Origin of the sequence: Aeromicrobium sp. (assembly GCF_050700635.1) — a bacterium.
Classification (GTDB): Bacteria; Actinomycetota; Actinomycetes; order Propionibacteriales; family Nocardioidaceae; genus Aeromicrobium.
In genome coordinates this window covers 1-13,404 of the sequence record NZ_JBOHDT010000043.1, presented here as the reverse complement: position 1 = coordinate 13,404, position 13,404 = coordinate 1, and the positions used below count along the sequence as shown (strand labels likewise).

Sequence of the window (13,404 nt, the reverse complement as noted above, 5' to 3'; positions counted from 1 at the left end):
CCTTGCCGTACTTCTGCTCCTGCCCGTAGCGGATCTGGTTCATCGACGAGTTGTTGCCGACGACTCCGACGAAGGGCAGGTTGAACCGCACCAGCGTCTCGAAGTCCCACCCGGTCAGGGAGAGGGCACCGTCACCCAGAAGTGCGACGATCTCCTTGTCCGGCCGTGCGTACTTCGCCGCCAGCACGAACGGGATGCCGACCCCGAGGGTGCCCAGTGGGCCGGGGTCCATCCAGTGGCCAGGAGACTTGGGCTGCACGACGCCACCAGAGAAGGTCACCACGTCGCCACCGTCACCGATGTAGATCGAGTCCTCGGTGAGGAACTCGTTGATCTCGTGCGCGAGGCGCAGCGGGTGGATCGGATTCGCGTCTGACAGCTGACGGGGAAGCCGCTTCTCGTAGGCTGCGTCCTCCTCGGATCGCAGCTCGGTGAACCATTCCTTCCGGTCCTTGAAGCCGTTCTTCTGCCGGCCCGACGCTGCCTGGGTGACCGCGGACAGTACGGCGCCGGGGTCACCGACGATTCCGAGGTCGATGTCGCGGTTGCGGCCGACGGTCTTGTAGTCCATGTCGATCTGGACCACTTTGGCCGCCTTGGGCAGCCGCTTGCCATACCCCATCCGGAAGTCGAACGGGGTGCCCACGATGACGATCACGTCAGCGTTGTTGAAGGCGTAACGGCGGGACAGGTGGAAGTGGTGCGGGTCCTTGGGCGCCAGGGTGCCGCGGGCGCCGCCGTTCATGAACGTGGGGATGTTCAACGTCCGGGCGAACTCGATCGCGGCGTCCGTCGCGCGAGCGGTCTGTACCTGGCTACCGAGCAGCACGACCGGCTTCTCGGCGTGCACCAGGAGGTCGGCGAGCTTCTCGGCCGCAGCCGGGTCACCCGCGCTCTTGGTCGAGGCGCGGTACTTTCCGGCCTCCGGGATGGTGGCCTGGTCGATGGGTACGGAACCATCCAGGATGTCGCGCGGGATCTCGAGGAACGAGGGGCCCGGCGCGCCGTTGTAGCACTCCCGGAATGCCATCGAGACCATGTCGGCGGCGCGTGCGGTGTGTGGCACTGTCGCGGCGAACTTCGTGATGGGAGTCATCATGTCGACGTGCGGCAGATCCTGCAGGGAGCCCATCTTGTGCTGGCTCAGTGCGCCCTGGCCGCCGATCAGCAACATCGGGCTCTCCGCGCGGAATGCGTTCGCGACACCGGTCACGGCGTCGGTCGTGCCCGGTCCCGCGGTCACTACCGCGCAACCCGGGCGACCGGTGATTCGGGCATAACCGTCAGCGGCGTGGGCTGCTACCTGCTCGTGGCGTACGTCGACGACGTCGATGCCTTCGTCGACACATCCGTCGTAGATGTCGATGATGTGGCCGCCGCACAACGTGAAGATCACGTCGACGCCCTCGGCCTTGAGGGCTTTGGCGACCAGGTGCCCCCCGGAGATTGTCGTGGCGCCTTGCTCGGATTCCGGTACGCCCGCCTCGACGTTGGGCTCGGACACTGTTTGTGCCATCTGTGCTGTCAACTCCTGATCGGAAGGTCTGTGGGGGCTCAACCCCGGGGTTCTTGTCGTTTGCATACCGTATGTGGTGTAGCACTCAGTCCTACCCCACTGCTGGGTCATTGTCCAGAGATGCCGCCCCTGCATTTCAGTATGTGATAACCCCGCTGCTCACGCCTTTCCGCGGAGCGAGGGGTCGGACCTAACTGACCAGAAAGGGCCGGCCAGGCTGCTTCAAGAAGCGCACGATCACTGCAGTTCCGAGGCCCACCAGCCCCGCAGCCACGAACAACCGCTCGTAGCCAACGGCATCGATCAGGAGCGCGGCCCCGCCCACTCCGACCAATGCACCTACAGCCTTCGCGCTGTACAGGATCGCGTGGTTCTGGAGCTGGCTGGGCTCGCCGAAGTACTCGAGGACGAGGTTCCCGAGAATGGTGTAGAAGGCACCCCCGCCGACACCCGCCAGCATCGCGCACAGCACGAACGCCCACGAGCTACCGGCCTGTCCGGCCAGCGCGAGACCGAACTGGGTGAGCCCTTCCACCGCCAGGACGGCGGCCAGCACTCTGCGGCGGCCGAACCGATCGGACAACCGACCGGCAGCAGAGCGCCCCAGCCCATTGACTGTCGCGAGAAGCCCTGCGGCGAGCCCTGCCACCACGAGCCCGAGGTCTGCCTCAACGGCGTAGCTGGGAATGAACGCGATCCCGAAAAGCGAGACGGCCGAGATCAAGGCCAGGATCAGCCACATCAGAGGGAGAGCTCCCGTCCGCATTGCCTCCCCCGGCGCGTAGTGGCGGGCGGCAGGGATGTTGTGCGGCAGGCTGGGGTTCAGCTCGCGGTCCACCGCCCAGAGCTGGGCGTCGATGTCCGGCGGCCACCAGCGCGGTGGCGGATCCTTCAGCTGCAGGCCGGCAGCCGTCACCACCACGAGGGTCACGAGAGCTGCGACATCGAGCACCACCGTCTGTCCGCGCGGCGACGAGAAGACCGTCAACAACGCGATGCTGGGCACAGCACCAAGCGCGAACCCGCCAGTGACGAAGCTCCTGGTCGCGACCCAGTTGTCCGGGAACCAGTTCGAGGCGGTCGTGATGCACGTCGTGTAGACCAAGCCGGCACCCACCCCACCCACGAGCGCGTAGCCGACGACGGCGGCGGGGTAGCCGTCGACGTGGGCCAGCGCCAGCACACCGCACGCGGCCAGTGCTCCACCCACGACCACCCACGGGGCGGGAGACGTCGGTCGACGCCGATGCATCCAGGCCACAGGAATCGCCACCATGGCCTGAAACGCGACGAACAGGGCGAGCAACCACATGGTCTCTCGCAGGCTCCACCCGTGCGCGGCCTGCAGGCCCAGCGCCGCAATCCCGAAGGTGTACTGGAGCAGGCTGATGGCCGCCATGCAGGCCCAGGCACACCACGCCTGCCAGCGACGAGAGTGGCCGGTCAGCTGGTGGGCCGGCTCACCGATGCGATGCAGGCGACCGTAGTAGTCGCGCACTTCCCGTGTATCCGGACTCTCGGATGAGTCCATGATCCCGCTCCCTTGCTTTGTCTACAGAATACTGTATGAGATAAGTCATACTCCTGTAGCACCGCGTTGTCCAGAGGCATCACCCGACGACGCCCTTGTTCTTCAGCGTGGATACAGCATACGATCGTGTTTTGCCACGAGGGGGCCAATCACCATGGACCTGATGGAATTCCAAGCGAAGGAGCTCTTCGCCAAGCATGATGTGCCGGTCACTCTGGGCACCGTGATCGAGAACGCCGCGGAAGCAGAGACGGCAGCCGCACAGCTCGGTGGACGCGTGGTCGTGAAGGCGCAGGTCAAGGTCGGTGGCCGAGGAAAGGCCGGCGGTGTCAAGCTCGCCGAGAACCCCACCGAGGCGGTGGCCCGAGCGAACGAGATCCTGGGCATGGACATCAAGGGCCACACCGTGCAACGGGTCCTGCTCGCGCCTGCCGCCGACATCGCCGAGGAGTACTACTTCTCCTTCCTTGTCGACCGGTCGAACCGTGCCTACCTGTGCATCGCCAGCATCGAGGGCGGCGTCGAGATCGAAGAGGTCGCCCGGACGAACCCGGACGCTGTTGCGAAGGTCTCGATCGACCCGCAGACAGGTGTGGACGACGCGAAGGCCGCCGAGATCGTGGCCGCCACCCGCTTCCCCGCGGCGGTCGCGGATCAAGCGGTCGACCTGGTCAAGAAGCTGTGGGACGTCTTCATCAAGGAGGACGCAAGCCTGGTCGAGGTGAACCCCCTGGTCCGTCTCGGAGACGGCACCCTCGAGGCTCTCGACGGCAAGGTCACTCTCGACGAGAACGCCGACTTCCGCCACGAAGACCACGCCATGTTCGAGGACAAGGCCGCGACCGACCCGCTCGAGCAGGAGGCCAGGGACAAGGGCCTCAACTACGTCAAGCTCGACGGTGAGGTCGGCATCATCGGCAACGGCGCGGGCCTGGTCATGTCGACCCTGGACGTCGTCGCGTACGCCGGAGCGAACCACAGCGGCGTCAAGCCGGCGAACTTCCTCGACATCGGAGGCGGGGCGTCGGCGGAGGTGATGGCCAACGGGCTGCAGATCATCATCGGTGACGAGCAGGTCAAGAGCGTGTTCGTGAACGTCTTCGGCGGCATCACGTCCTGTGACGCGGTGGCCAACGGCATCGTGCACGCGCTCGAGATGCTCGGCGACGAGGCCAACAAGCCCCTCGTCGTACGCCTCGACGGCAACAACTTTGAGGAGGGACGGCGCATCCTCAACGACGCGAACCACCCTCTGGTGACCCTCGCCGAAACCATGGACGGCGCGGCCGACCGTGCCGCCGAACTTGCCAACCAGAACTGACTGAGCGAGGACATCATGACTATTTTTCTGAATGAGAACAGCAAGGTCATTGTCGCGGGCATGACCGGCTCGGAGGGCAGGAAACACACGCAGCGGATGCTCGCGAGCGGAACCACCATCGTCGGTGGAGTCACGCCCGGCAAGGGTGGGCAGACGGTCGACTTCGAGGGTGCCTCGGTCGCCGTCTACGGCTCCTGTGCGGAAGCCGTGCAGGCAACCGGCGCGGACGTGTCGGTGGTCCTGGTGCCGCCGAAGTTCACCAAGGCAGCGGTCATCGAGGCCGTCGACGCGGGCATCGCCCTGGTCGTGGTGATCACCGAGGGGGTTCCGGTGCACGACACCGCGCAGTTCTTCTCCTACGCGGAGGCCAAGGGCACGACCCGGATCATCGGCCCCAACTGTCCCGGCCTGATCAGTCCCGGCAGGTCCAACGCCGGCATCATCCCCGCCGACATCACTCAGGCGGGCCGGATCGGTCTGGTGTCGAAGTCCGGCACGCTGACCTACCAGATGATGTACGAGCTGCGGGACCTGGGCTTCTCCACCGCTGTCGGCATCGGAGGCGACCCGATCGTCGGGACCACCCACATCGACTGCCTTCAGGCGTTCGAGGACGACCCGGAGACCGACGCGATCGTGATGATCGGCGAGATCGGCGGTGACGCGGAGGAGCGTGCCGCGGAGTACATCAAGAACCATGTGACCAAACCGGTCATCGGCTACGTCGCGGGCTTCACCGCCCCGGAAGGGAAGACGATGGGCCACGCCGGAGCGATCGTGTCCGGATCCTCCGGCACGGCGCAGGCCAAGCAGGAAGCGCTCGAGGCGGTCGGGGTCAAGGTCGGAAAGACACCGTCCGCGACCGCGCGGTTGACGCGGGAGGCGCTCGACAAGCTTCTTCTCGTCTCGTTCCCCGGCTGACCGCGCCCGCCCTCAACAACCGAGATCGACCGAAAGGACTGCAACCATGCAGAAGATTGGCTTCATAGGACTCGGCATCATGGGTTCGCCCATGGCCGCGAACCTCGTCAAGGCGGGTCACGACGTCACAGGCTACGCGCGCTCGTCGGCTTCGACCGAGCGCCTGGTGCAGGCGGGCGGGAAGCCGGCCGGCAGCGTCGAGGAGGCCGTCGCAGAGTCGGACGTGGTGATCACGATGCTGCCCGACTCCCCCCAAGTCAGTGAGGTGGTTCTCGGGGACGACGGAGTTCTCGCCAGCGCACGCCCTGATCTGTTGCTCATCGACATGAGCACGATCGCACCCGAGACGTCTGTCGCCATGGCGGAGCGCGCCCGCGAGAAGGGGGTACGCGTGCTCGATGCTCCGGTGAGCGGCGGCGAACCGGGAGCCATCGAGGGGTCGCTGTCGATCATGGTCGGCGGCGACGAGGAAACCTTCGAGCAGGCCCGCCCGATCCTCGAGCACCTGGGCAAGACGATCGTCCACGTCGGCGATCACGGCGCCGGACAGACGGTGAAGGCGGCCAACCAGCTGATGGTGGCCGGGATCATCTCGCTGGTCGGCGAGGCCATCGTCCTGCTCGAGGCATCCGGTGTCGATGGTGAACGCGGACTCGAGGTCCTGGCCGGGGGCCTGGCCGGCAACCGCATCCTCGATCGCAAGGCTGCCTCCATGCTGGCCAGGGAGTTTGCGCCAGGCTTCCGGATCGACCTCCACCACAAGGACATGGGCATCGCGCTGGCCTCGGCGCGGTCGGCAGGGGTCTCGCTGCCTGTCACCGGACTCGTGGCGCAGCTCGTGGCCTCGGCCCGGGCGATGGGTCACGGATCGCTCGACCACTCCGCACTACTGAGTGTCATCGAAGAGCTGTCCGGGCGGACGTCCGCTGACGTGGCTTAGATCCAGAAGCGCTGCTGAGGTCCGACCGCCCCCCGAGCGGTCGGCCTCAGGTCGCCGCAGTCGGCTCCGACTGGAGGACTGGCTCCGCGCCGACCTTGGTCGCGAGAAGGTCAGTCACCGCGTGGACGGCGCGCAGCGTCACGGCCGGTGTGCCGGTGAGGTCGGCGAGCTCGATCAGGGCGGCGAGAATGACGTCGAGCTCCAACGGCTTGTCGCGCTCGAGGTCCTGCAGCATGGAGGTCTTGTGCTCGCCAACGCGTCGCGCGCCGTCGATGCGCTTGTCCACCGAGATGTCCGGTCGACATCCGACCCCCGCCGCGATCTCGAGTGTCTCCTCCATCATCAGGCGGATGGTGGCGCGGGTGCCCGAGTGGCTCGCTATCTCGACCATGGTGGCTCGGGACAGAGCGCTGATCGGGTTGAAGGCGGCGTTGCCGAGCAGCTTGATCCAGATGTCTTCGCGGATGTCACTCTCCACCGGGCACTTGAGCCCGCCGGCGATCATGGCTTCGCTGAACGCCAAGGTGCGCGCTGAGGCGCTGCCGTCCGGCTCCCCGATCGAGAACCTCGTGCCCTCGAGGTGTCGGATCACACCTGGCCCCTCGACCTCGGTCGAGCAGTAGACGACGCAGCCGACAGCGCGGTCGAGCGGCAACGTCTCGGTCACCGCACCACCGGGGTCGACCGACTCGATGCGACGCCCCTCGTATGGTCCGGCGAGGCGGTGGAAGTACCACCAGGGAATGCCGTTCTGCGCCGCGATGATGGTCGTATTCTCGTGCAGCAGCGGGGTGATCAACGGACCGCACGACGCGTAGGAGTTGGCCTTCAAGCCAAGGAAGACAGCGTCGACAGGACCGACCTCAGACGGGTCATCGGTCGCGTTCGTGTGCGCGACGAAATCTCCTCGTGGGCTCAGGACCTGCACTCCACGTTCACGGATTGCCTCCAGATGCGCTCCACGAGCGATCAGGTGGACGTCGGTACCGCCGCGATGGAGAGCTGCGCCGACATAGGCGCCGATGGCCCCTGCCCCTAGGACTGCAACCCTCATCGCGCTCCCCTTCATCAAAGGTTTATGATGTTCTGTCTACTGTATGCGATGTTGGCCTGGCGTCAAGGGCCTGTCTCGAGTCCGGAGCTCGTCACGTGCGATCATCTGGCCCAGCCGCTCGAGCAGCGTCGCGGCTTCGGTCATGCAGCGGGCGACATCCGGCTCAAGGTCGACCAGGGCGTACGCCGCGTCGATGCCGGCGCCGTGCAAGTCAGTGCGCGACAGCTTCGACGTCCCGCACACAGCCACCGTCCGAACCCCGGCGGCAGCGGCGGCCGCCGCCACTCCCGCCGGCGCCTTGCCGCGCAACGTCTGCGCATCGAGCGCCCCTTCACCCGTGACGACCAGACGAGCGCCACCGAGACGGCCGTGAAAGCCGACCAGTTCGAGAACGAGGTCGATCCCGGAACGAAGGCTGCCGCCGAGCAGCGCAAGGCCGGCCAGACCGACCCCGCCGGCAGCCCCGGCCCCAGGACGATCGGACAGATCCGACGCTGTGGCCGCCGCCAGGGCTGCGGCCCAACTCTGCATGGCCTGCTCCAGAATGGCCACGTCGGCGACGGACGCGCCCTTCTGCGGGCCGTAGACCGCGGCCGCACCGGCGGGCCCGGTCAAGGGATTGTCGACGTCGCAGGCGATCACGATGTCGGCTCCCGCCAGCCCGGGATGCATCCCGGACAGGTCGACCTTGTCGATCCCGGTCAGGGCGGCGCCTCCGGCAGGCAGTTGGCTGCCGTGAGCGTCGAGAAGTCTCGCTCCCAGCGCCTGGGCCAGGCCGGCTCCACCGTCAGTGCAGGCACTGCCGCCGATGCCGAGCACGATTGACGTGCAGCCCGCATCGAGGGCAGCCGCCATCACTTCTCCGGTACCCCTGCTCGAGGCGCGCAGCGGTTCGAGCCGTCCGTCGAGCAGCCGGCCCAACCCGGAGACGTCGGCCATCTCGAAGACCGCCAACCCGTCCCGGCGCGCGTAAGCCGTCTGCACGGGCCGACCCGTGGGCCCGCTGGCCACGACGGGCACACGCGTATACCCCGCCGCCTGAGCCGCCTCGAGCGTCCCCTCTCCCCCGTCGGCAACAGGGATCGCGATCGCGTCGATGCTGCCGTCGACCGCCTGGAGACCACGGATCACGCAGTCGGCCACCTGTGGTGCGGAGAGGGAGCCTTTGAACTTGTCCGGAGCGACGAGTACCTGCGCCATTGGCTTGGCTAGCCGCGGAATGCAACCGCGGTGGGTGCGTCCTCACGGGTTTTTGCGAGGTCCTCGAACTCGTTGATGTTGTCGATCTCGACGCCCATCGAGACGTTGGTGATGCGTTCGAGGATGACCTCGACGATGATCGGCACCTCGTGCTCGACCATCATCTTCTTGGCCTTCTCCAGGGCCGGCAGGATCTCGTCGGGCTCGGACACGCGAAGCGCCTTGCAGCCGAGGCCTTCGGCGACCTTCACATGGTCGACGCCGTACGCTCCGATCTCCGGGGTGTTGATGTTCTCGAACGAGAGGTCCACGTTGTAGTCCATCTCGAAGCCACGTTGAGCCTGACGGATCAGGCCGAGGTAGGCGTTGTTCACCACCACATGGATGTAGGGCACCTTGAACTGTGCCCCGACCGCGAGCTCCTCGATCATGAACTGAAAGTCGTAGTCGCCCGAGAGCGCGACGACGGTTGCCTCCGGGTCCGCGGACGCGACCCCCAGCGCGGCCGGGACGGTCCAACCCAGCGGACCCGCCTGGCCCGCGTTGATCCAGTGCCGCGGCTTGTAGACGTGCAGCATCTGGGCTGCCTGGATCTGCGAGAGACCGATCGTGGAGACGTAGCGAGTCTCAGGACCGAACGCGTTGTTCATCTCCTGGTATACGCGCTGCGGCTTGACCGGGACGGTGTCGAAGTTGGTGCGCCGCTGCAGGGTGGCCTTGCGCTCCTGACACGACTCGACCCACGCCGACCGGTCAGGCAGCGATCCGGCCGCCTCGTGCTCCCGCGCCACCTCGACGAACATCTCCAGTGCTGCCTTCGCGTCGGAAGTGATCCCGAAGTCGGGCGCGAACACCCGACCGATCTGAGTCGGCTCGACGTCGACATGCACGAACGTACGGCCCTTGATGTACGTGTCCACCCCACCGGTGTGCCGGTTCGCCCACCGGTTGCCGATGCCGAGCACGAAGTCGGACTCCAACATGGTCGCGTTGCCGTAGCGGTGCGAGGTCTGCAGGCCGACCATGCCGGCCATCAGTGCGTGGTCATCGGGGATGGTGCCCCAGCCCATCAGGGTCGGGATGACCGGGACGCCGGTCAGCTCTGCGAACTCCACCAGCAGGTCCGCGGCGTCGGCGTTCACGATCCCGCCGCCGGCGACGATGAGCGGACGCTCCGCCTCGGCAAGCATGGCGAGCGCCTTCTCCGCCTGGGCACGGCTCGCGGCCGGCTTCGCGACGGGAAGTGGCGTGTAGGTCTCGGGGTCGAACTCGATCTCGGTCATCTGGACGTCGATCGGCAGATCGATCAGCACCGGACCCGGCCGCCCGGATCGCATCAGCTGGAAGGCCTTCTGGAACGCACCGGGCACCTGGCCGGCCTCCATCACCGTCACCGCCGACTTGGTGACCGGCTTGGCGATCGACTCGATGTCGACGGCCTGGAAGTCCTCCTTGTTCAGCTTCGCCACCGGCGCCTGGCCGGTGATGCACAGGATCGGGATCGAGTCCGCCGATGCCGAGTACAGGCCGGTGACCATGTCGGTGCCCGCCGGTCCCGACGTCCCGATGCATACGCCGATGTTGCCCGCCTCAGCCCGGGTGTACCCCTCGGCCATGTGCGAGGCGCCCTCCACGTGGCGTGCCAGCACATGGGTGAGCTCACCCTGCGCGCGCATCGCCGCGTAGAACGGGTTGATCGCCGCACCCGGCAGGCCGAACATGTGGGTCACGCCCTCACGACGCAAGATCTCCACCGCTGCACGAGCAGCCGTCATACGTGCCATGGAAGTACTCCTTGAAGTCAGTCGTTGCTGCGAAATCTCAGCGCAGCCAGTCGAAGCTCAGGTCGGTCGTGCTGCTGGCCTTGTACTCCAGGCCTACCCAGCCGTCGTAGCCGCCGGTGTACAGGTCCTCCAGCTGGCGGAGGAGCGGCAGCGTCCCGGTGCCGGGTTCGTTGCGCCCTGGGGCGTCGGCGATCTGGACGTGTGCGATCCGGTCGGCCTGCGCCGCGATCACCTTGTCCACGTCGTCACCGTTGACGGCGAGGTGGTAGAGATCCGCGAGCAGCCCCACGTTGCTGACTCCGGATTCATGCTCGACCCGGGTGATCACGTCCACGGCGTCGGCTGCTGTGAGCAACGGGTACCTGTCGGCTCCGCTGACCGGCTCGACCAGGACTGTGCCCCCGATGGTGGCCGCGGCGGTCGCCGCGAGTGCCAGGTTCTCGGCCGCGAGATCGTCCTGAGCAGCGGGGTCGACACCGTCGACGCGGTTGCCGTAGAGCGCGTTGAAGGCGCGGCAGCCGAGCCGCTCGCCGATCTCCAGGGTCACCGCGATGTTGTCGCGGAACTCCTGAGAACGCTCCGGCCAGGAGACAAGACCACGGTCGCCGCCGGGCATGTCTCCTGCCGCGAAGTTCAGCCCGACGAGATGGACACCCGAGTCCCGAATGGCTCGTTCGAACCGTTCCACCTGTGCGTCGTCGGGAACCGCGGACTCGAACGGCCACCACAGCTCCACCGCATCGAAGCCGGCGGCCTTGGCGGCTGCGGGTCGTTCGAGCAGGGGCAGCTCGGTGAAGAGAATCGAACAGTTGACGGCATATCGCGGGCCGCGAACGAGGGCGTTGTCCATGATCGCCTTCCTGTTGTATACGGCATACAGTAGGTCGGTATGCCGAACAGGGTCAAGCGCACAGCGAGATACGCGTGTTCATCCTGCTGTTTTCGGCAGCACAGCAGTGAGCGCGAGATCGAAGCCGACCTTCACATCGTCGCCAGCCGACAGGGTCGAGCCGTTGATCGGCATCTGGGCGAGCAGCGAGACGCTGCCTTCGAGCGCGACGGCCCGGTGTCCGGGCCCCGGCGTCACCCGGGTGACCCGCACGGGCAGGCCAGGCGCATCGGCACCCACGATCCGCACACCGTTGGCGAAGACTGCGACAGTCACCGGACCGAGTAGCTCGTGGCAGGTCAACCCCGTCTGTGCCTGGCCGATGAGCACGGTTCCGTCCGGTTCCACGTAGGCATCGACCAGGTTCTCGTAGCCGACCAGTGCAGCGACTCTGGCATCGGCCGGAAACCGGTTGAGGACGTCCGGCGAGCCGACCTGGTGCACGCGCCCGTCGACGAGTACGACGACGCGGTCGGCGAGTCGCAGTACCTCCTCCGCGCGGTGCGACACTTGGACCACGGTGGTCGCCCGGTCTGCGAGGGCCTGTTCGAGGTCGGCGAAGAACGCTGAGCGCGACTGGGCGTCGAGACCTGCGGCAGGCTCGTCGAGAAGTAGCACGGCCGGGTCGATGGCAAGAGCCCGGGCAAGACTGACTCGTTGTTGCTCGCCCCCGGAGAGCGCACCCGCCGGCCGGTCCGCCAGGTGGGCCACGTTCAACCGTTCCAACGCGGCGATTGCGAGCTCGCCGCGCAGCGTGTGCGGGACCTTCCGCCAGCGCAGCGGTAGCTCGACGTTGCGCCGGACGCTGGTGCTGAGCAGCCCCGGTCGCTGAGTCGCGTAGGCGACCCTGCGACGCAGCTCCACTCCCCCACGTTTCGTGCTGACAGCGTCCACGGTGACATCACCGGCGTGCGGCGACTCGACTGCCGCGAGGAGACGCAGCAAGGTCGTCTTCCCGGCGCCGTTGGGACCGAGCACAGACAGGTGCTCGCCGCGGCCGACGACCAGGCTGTCCACGCGTAACACCTCGCGTCCGCCGCGGACGTGCCGGACATCGGTCAGGCTCAGCTCCGCGCCCACGATGCCCCCGGCCGCTGGACCGAGACGAGCAGTGCGTTGATGACGAACGCCAGTCCGAGCAGGATCACCCCGTACACGATCGCGACACCGAACTCACCGCGACCGACGTACTCGACGATGGCAGTCGTCATCACCTGTGTCTGGCCGTGGATGTTGCCACCGACGATCGTGGCGGAGCCCACCTCCGAGATGGCATGTCCGAAGCCCGCCATGGCGGCGGCCAGCAGCGGAAGCCGCGCCTCGATCCACAGGCGCACCACCAGCTGGGCGCGGTTCGCCCCGAGTGAGCGCAGCTGGTCCGGAAGGTCCGGCGGGAGCAGGTGCAACGCGGCCATGGTGATACCCGTGATCAGGGGCGTGGCGATCAACACCTGCGCGATGATCATGCCCTGCACGGTGTAGATCAGGCCGAGGTCACCGAGCGGGCCGCTGCGCCACAGGAGCAGCGCCACTGCCAGGCCGACGACGACCGTGGGTACTGCCATCCCGGTGTTGACGACGGCCGTCAGGAACCCGCGTCCGGGCAACCGAGCCAGCCCGAGTGCGGTGCCCAGCCCGATGCCGATCACCGACGCGATGAGGGTTGCCGACAACGACACGTAGGCAGATCGTGCCAGCACCTCGTGCAGCGGTTCGACCATCAGTTCCTCGCCTCAGGCGCGAACAGCTGCTCGCCGTACTCCTCGACTCCGAACTTGCCGATCGTGTCCTGCACCGGCGCGCCAAGGATCCAGCTCGAGAACTCCTCGGCACAGGCCGTGTTGGTGCCCTCGTGGTCCACCACGATCACGTGGTAGTTGTTCAGCAAGTCATCCGAGCCCTCGAACGCGATACCGGACTCCAAGCTCTTGGTGGCCAGGAAGGTGCTGCGGTCTGCAAGCGTGTAGGCCTGCTTCTGGTCGGCGATGGTCAGCGTGTCACCCATCCCCTGGCCGGTCTCGATGTACCACGAGCCCTTCGGCTCGATCCCTGCCTCTTCCCAGATCGACAGCTCCTTCGCATGGGTGCCCGAGTCGTCGCCGCGCGAGGCGAACGACGCCTTCTGGTCGGCGATCCGGCTCAGAGCCTCGGCGGCGTCGTCGGCGTCGGCGACCCCTGCCGGGTCGTCGGGCGGTCCCACCAGCACGAAGTCGTTGTGCATGACCGCCTCGCGACTCGAGCCATGGCC

11 protein-coding genes and 1 pseudogene are annotated in these 13,404 nt (G+C 66.9%); 3 read left to right on the top strand and 9 right to left on the bottom strand.

From position 1 onward, the window contains the following. On the bottom strand, positions 1–1,516 hold a 1,516-nt coding region (locus ACRDPN_RS03210), incomplete at its 3' end, for a thiamine pyrophosphate-binding protein (RefSeq protein ID WP_431445881.1). Positions 1,517–1,706: 190 nt separating this feature from the next. Continuing rightward, entirely contained in the window at positions 1,707–3,047 is a 1,341-nt protein-coding gene (locus ACRDPN_RS03205) for an MFS transporter (RefSeq protein WP_431445880.1), read from the bottom strand. Positions 3,048–3,201: 154 nt separating this feature from the next. Between ACRDPN_RS03205 and sucC the strand changes: the two genes are divergently transcribed. The 3 genes and pseudogenes from sucC to ACRDPN_RS03190 all read left to right on the top strand — a co-directional run. Then, the gene (gene sucC / locus ACRDPN_RS03200; RefSeq protein ID WP_431445878.1) at positions 3,202–4,368 is read left to right on the top strand and encodes an ADP-forming succinate--CoA ligase subunit beta; all 1,167 of its coding nucleotides are present in this window, start codon (positions 3,202–3,204) and stop codon (positions 4,366–4,368) included. Between the two features lie 15 nt (positions 4,369–4,383). Further along, positions 4,384–5,289 carry a succinate--CoA ligase subunit alpha gene (gene sucD, locus ACRDPN_RS03195; protein WP_431445877.1) on the top strand — a complete coding sequence of 302 codons (906 nt, stop codon included), beginning with the start codon at positions 4,384–4,386 and terminating at the stop codon, positions 5,287–5,289. A 25-nt stretch (positions 5,290–5,314) separates the two neighbouring features. Next, positions 5,315–6,229: pseudogene (locus ACRDPN_RS03190) on the top strand (2-hydroxy-3-oxopropionate reductase); the annotation flags it as partial. 46 nt (positions 6,230–6,275) lie between these two features. On the opposite strand, the gene ACRDPN_RS03185 reads toward ACRDPN_RS03190, so the two are convergent. The 7 genes from ACRDPN_RS03185 to ACRDPN_RS03155 form a co-directional block, all read right to left on the bottom strand. After that, the gene (locus ACRDPN_RS03185) at positions 6,276–7,283 is read right to left on the bottom strand and encodes a 2-dehydropantoate 2-reductase (RefSeq protein ID WP_431445876.1); all 1,008 of its coding nucleotides are present in this window, start codon (positions 7,281–7,283) and stop codon (positions 6,276–6,278) included. A gap of 36 nt (positions 7,284–7,319) precedes the next feature. Next, a complete protein-coding gene (locus ACRDPN_RS03180; protein ID WP_431445875.1) occupies positions 7,320–8,483 on the bottom strand; it encodes a glycerate kinase in 1,164 nt (387 codons plus the stop codon). 8 nt (positions 8,484–8,491) lie between these two features. After that, positions 8,492–10,267, bottom strand: a complete 1,776-nt coding sequence (gcl, locus tag ACRDPN_RS03175; protein WP_431445874.1) for a glyoxylate carboligase — start codon at positions 10,265–10,267, stop codon at positions 8,492–8,494. Between the two features lie 37 nt (positions 10,268–10,304). Beyond that, the gene (locus ACRDPN_RS03170; RefSeq protein WP_431445873.1) at positions 10,305–11,117 is read right to left on the bottom strand and encodes a hydroxypyruvate isomerase family protein; all 813 of its coding nucleotides are present in this window, start codon (positions 11,115–11,117) and stop codon (positions 10,305–10,307) included. Positions 11,118–11,195: 78 nt separating this feature from the next. Beyond that, a complete protein-coding gene (locus ACRDPN_RS03165) occupies positions 11,196–12,173 on the bottom strand; it encodes an ABC transporter ATP-binding protein (RefSeq protein ID WP_431445872.1) in 978 nt (325 codons plus the stop codon). Between the two features lie 47 nt (positions 12,174–12,220). Next, positions 12,221–12,877 carry an ABC transporter permease gene (locus tag ACRDPN_RS03160; RefSeq protein ID WP_431445871.1) on the bottom strand — a complete coding sequence of 219 codons (657 nt, stop codon included), beginning with the start codon at positions 12,875–12,877 and terminating at the stop codon, positions 12,221–12,223. After that, the coding region (locus ACRDPN_RS03155) for a substrate-binding domain-containing protein (protein ID WP_431445870.1) at positions 12,877–13,404 on the bottom strand (528 nt) is incomplete at its 5' end. The genes ACRDPN_RS03155 and ACRDPN_RS03160, both read right to left, overlap by 1 nt.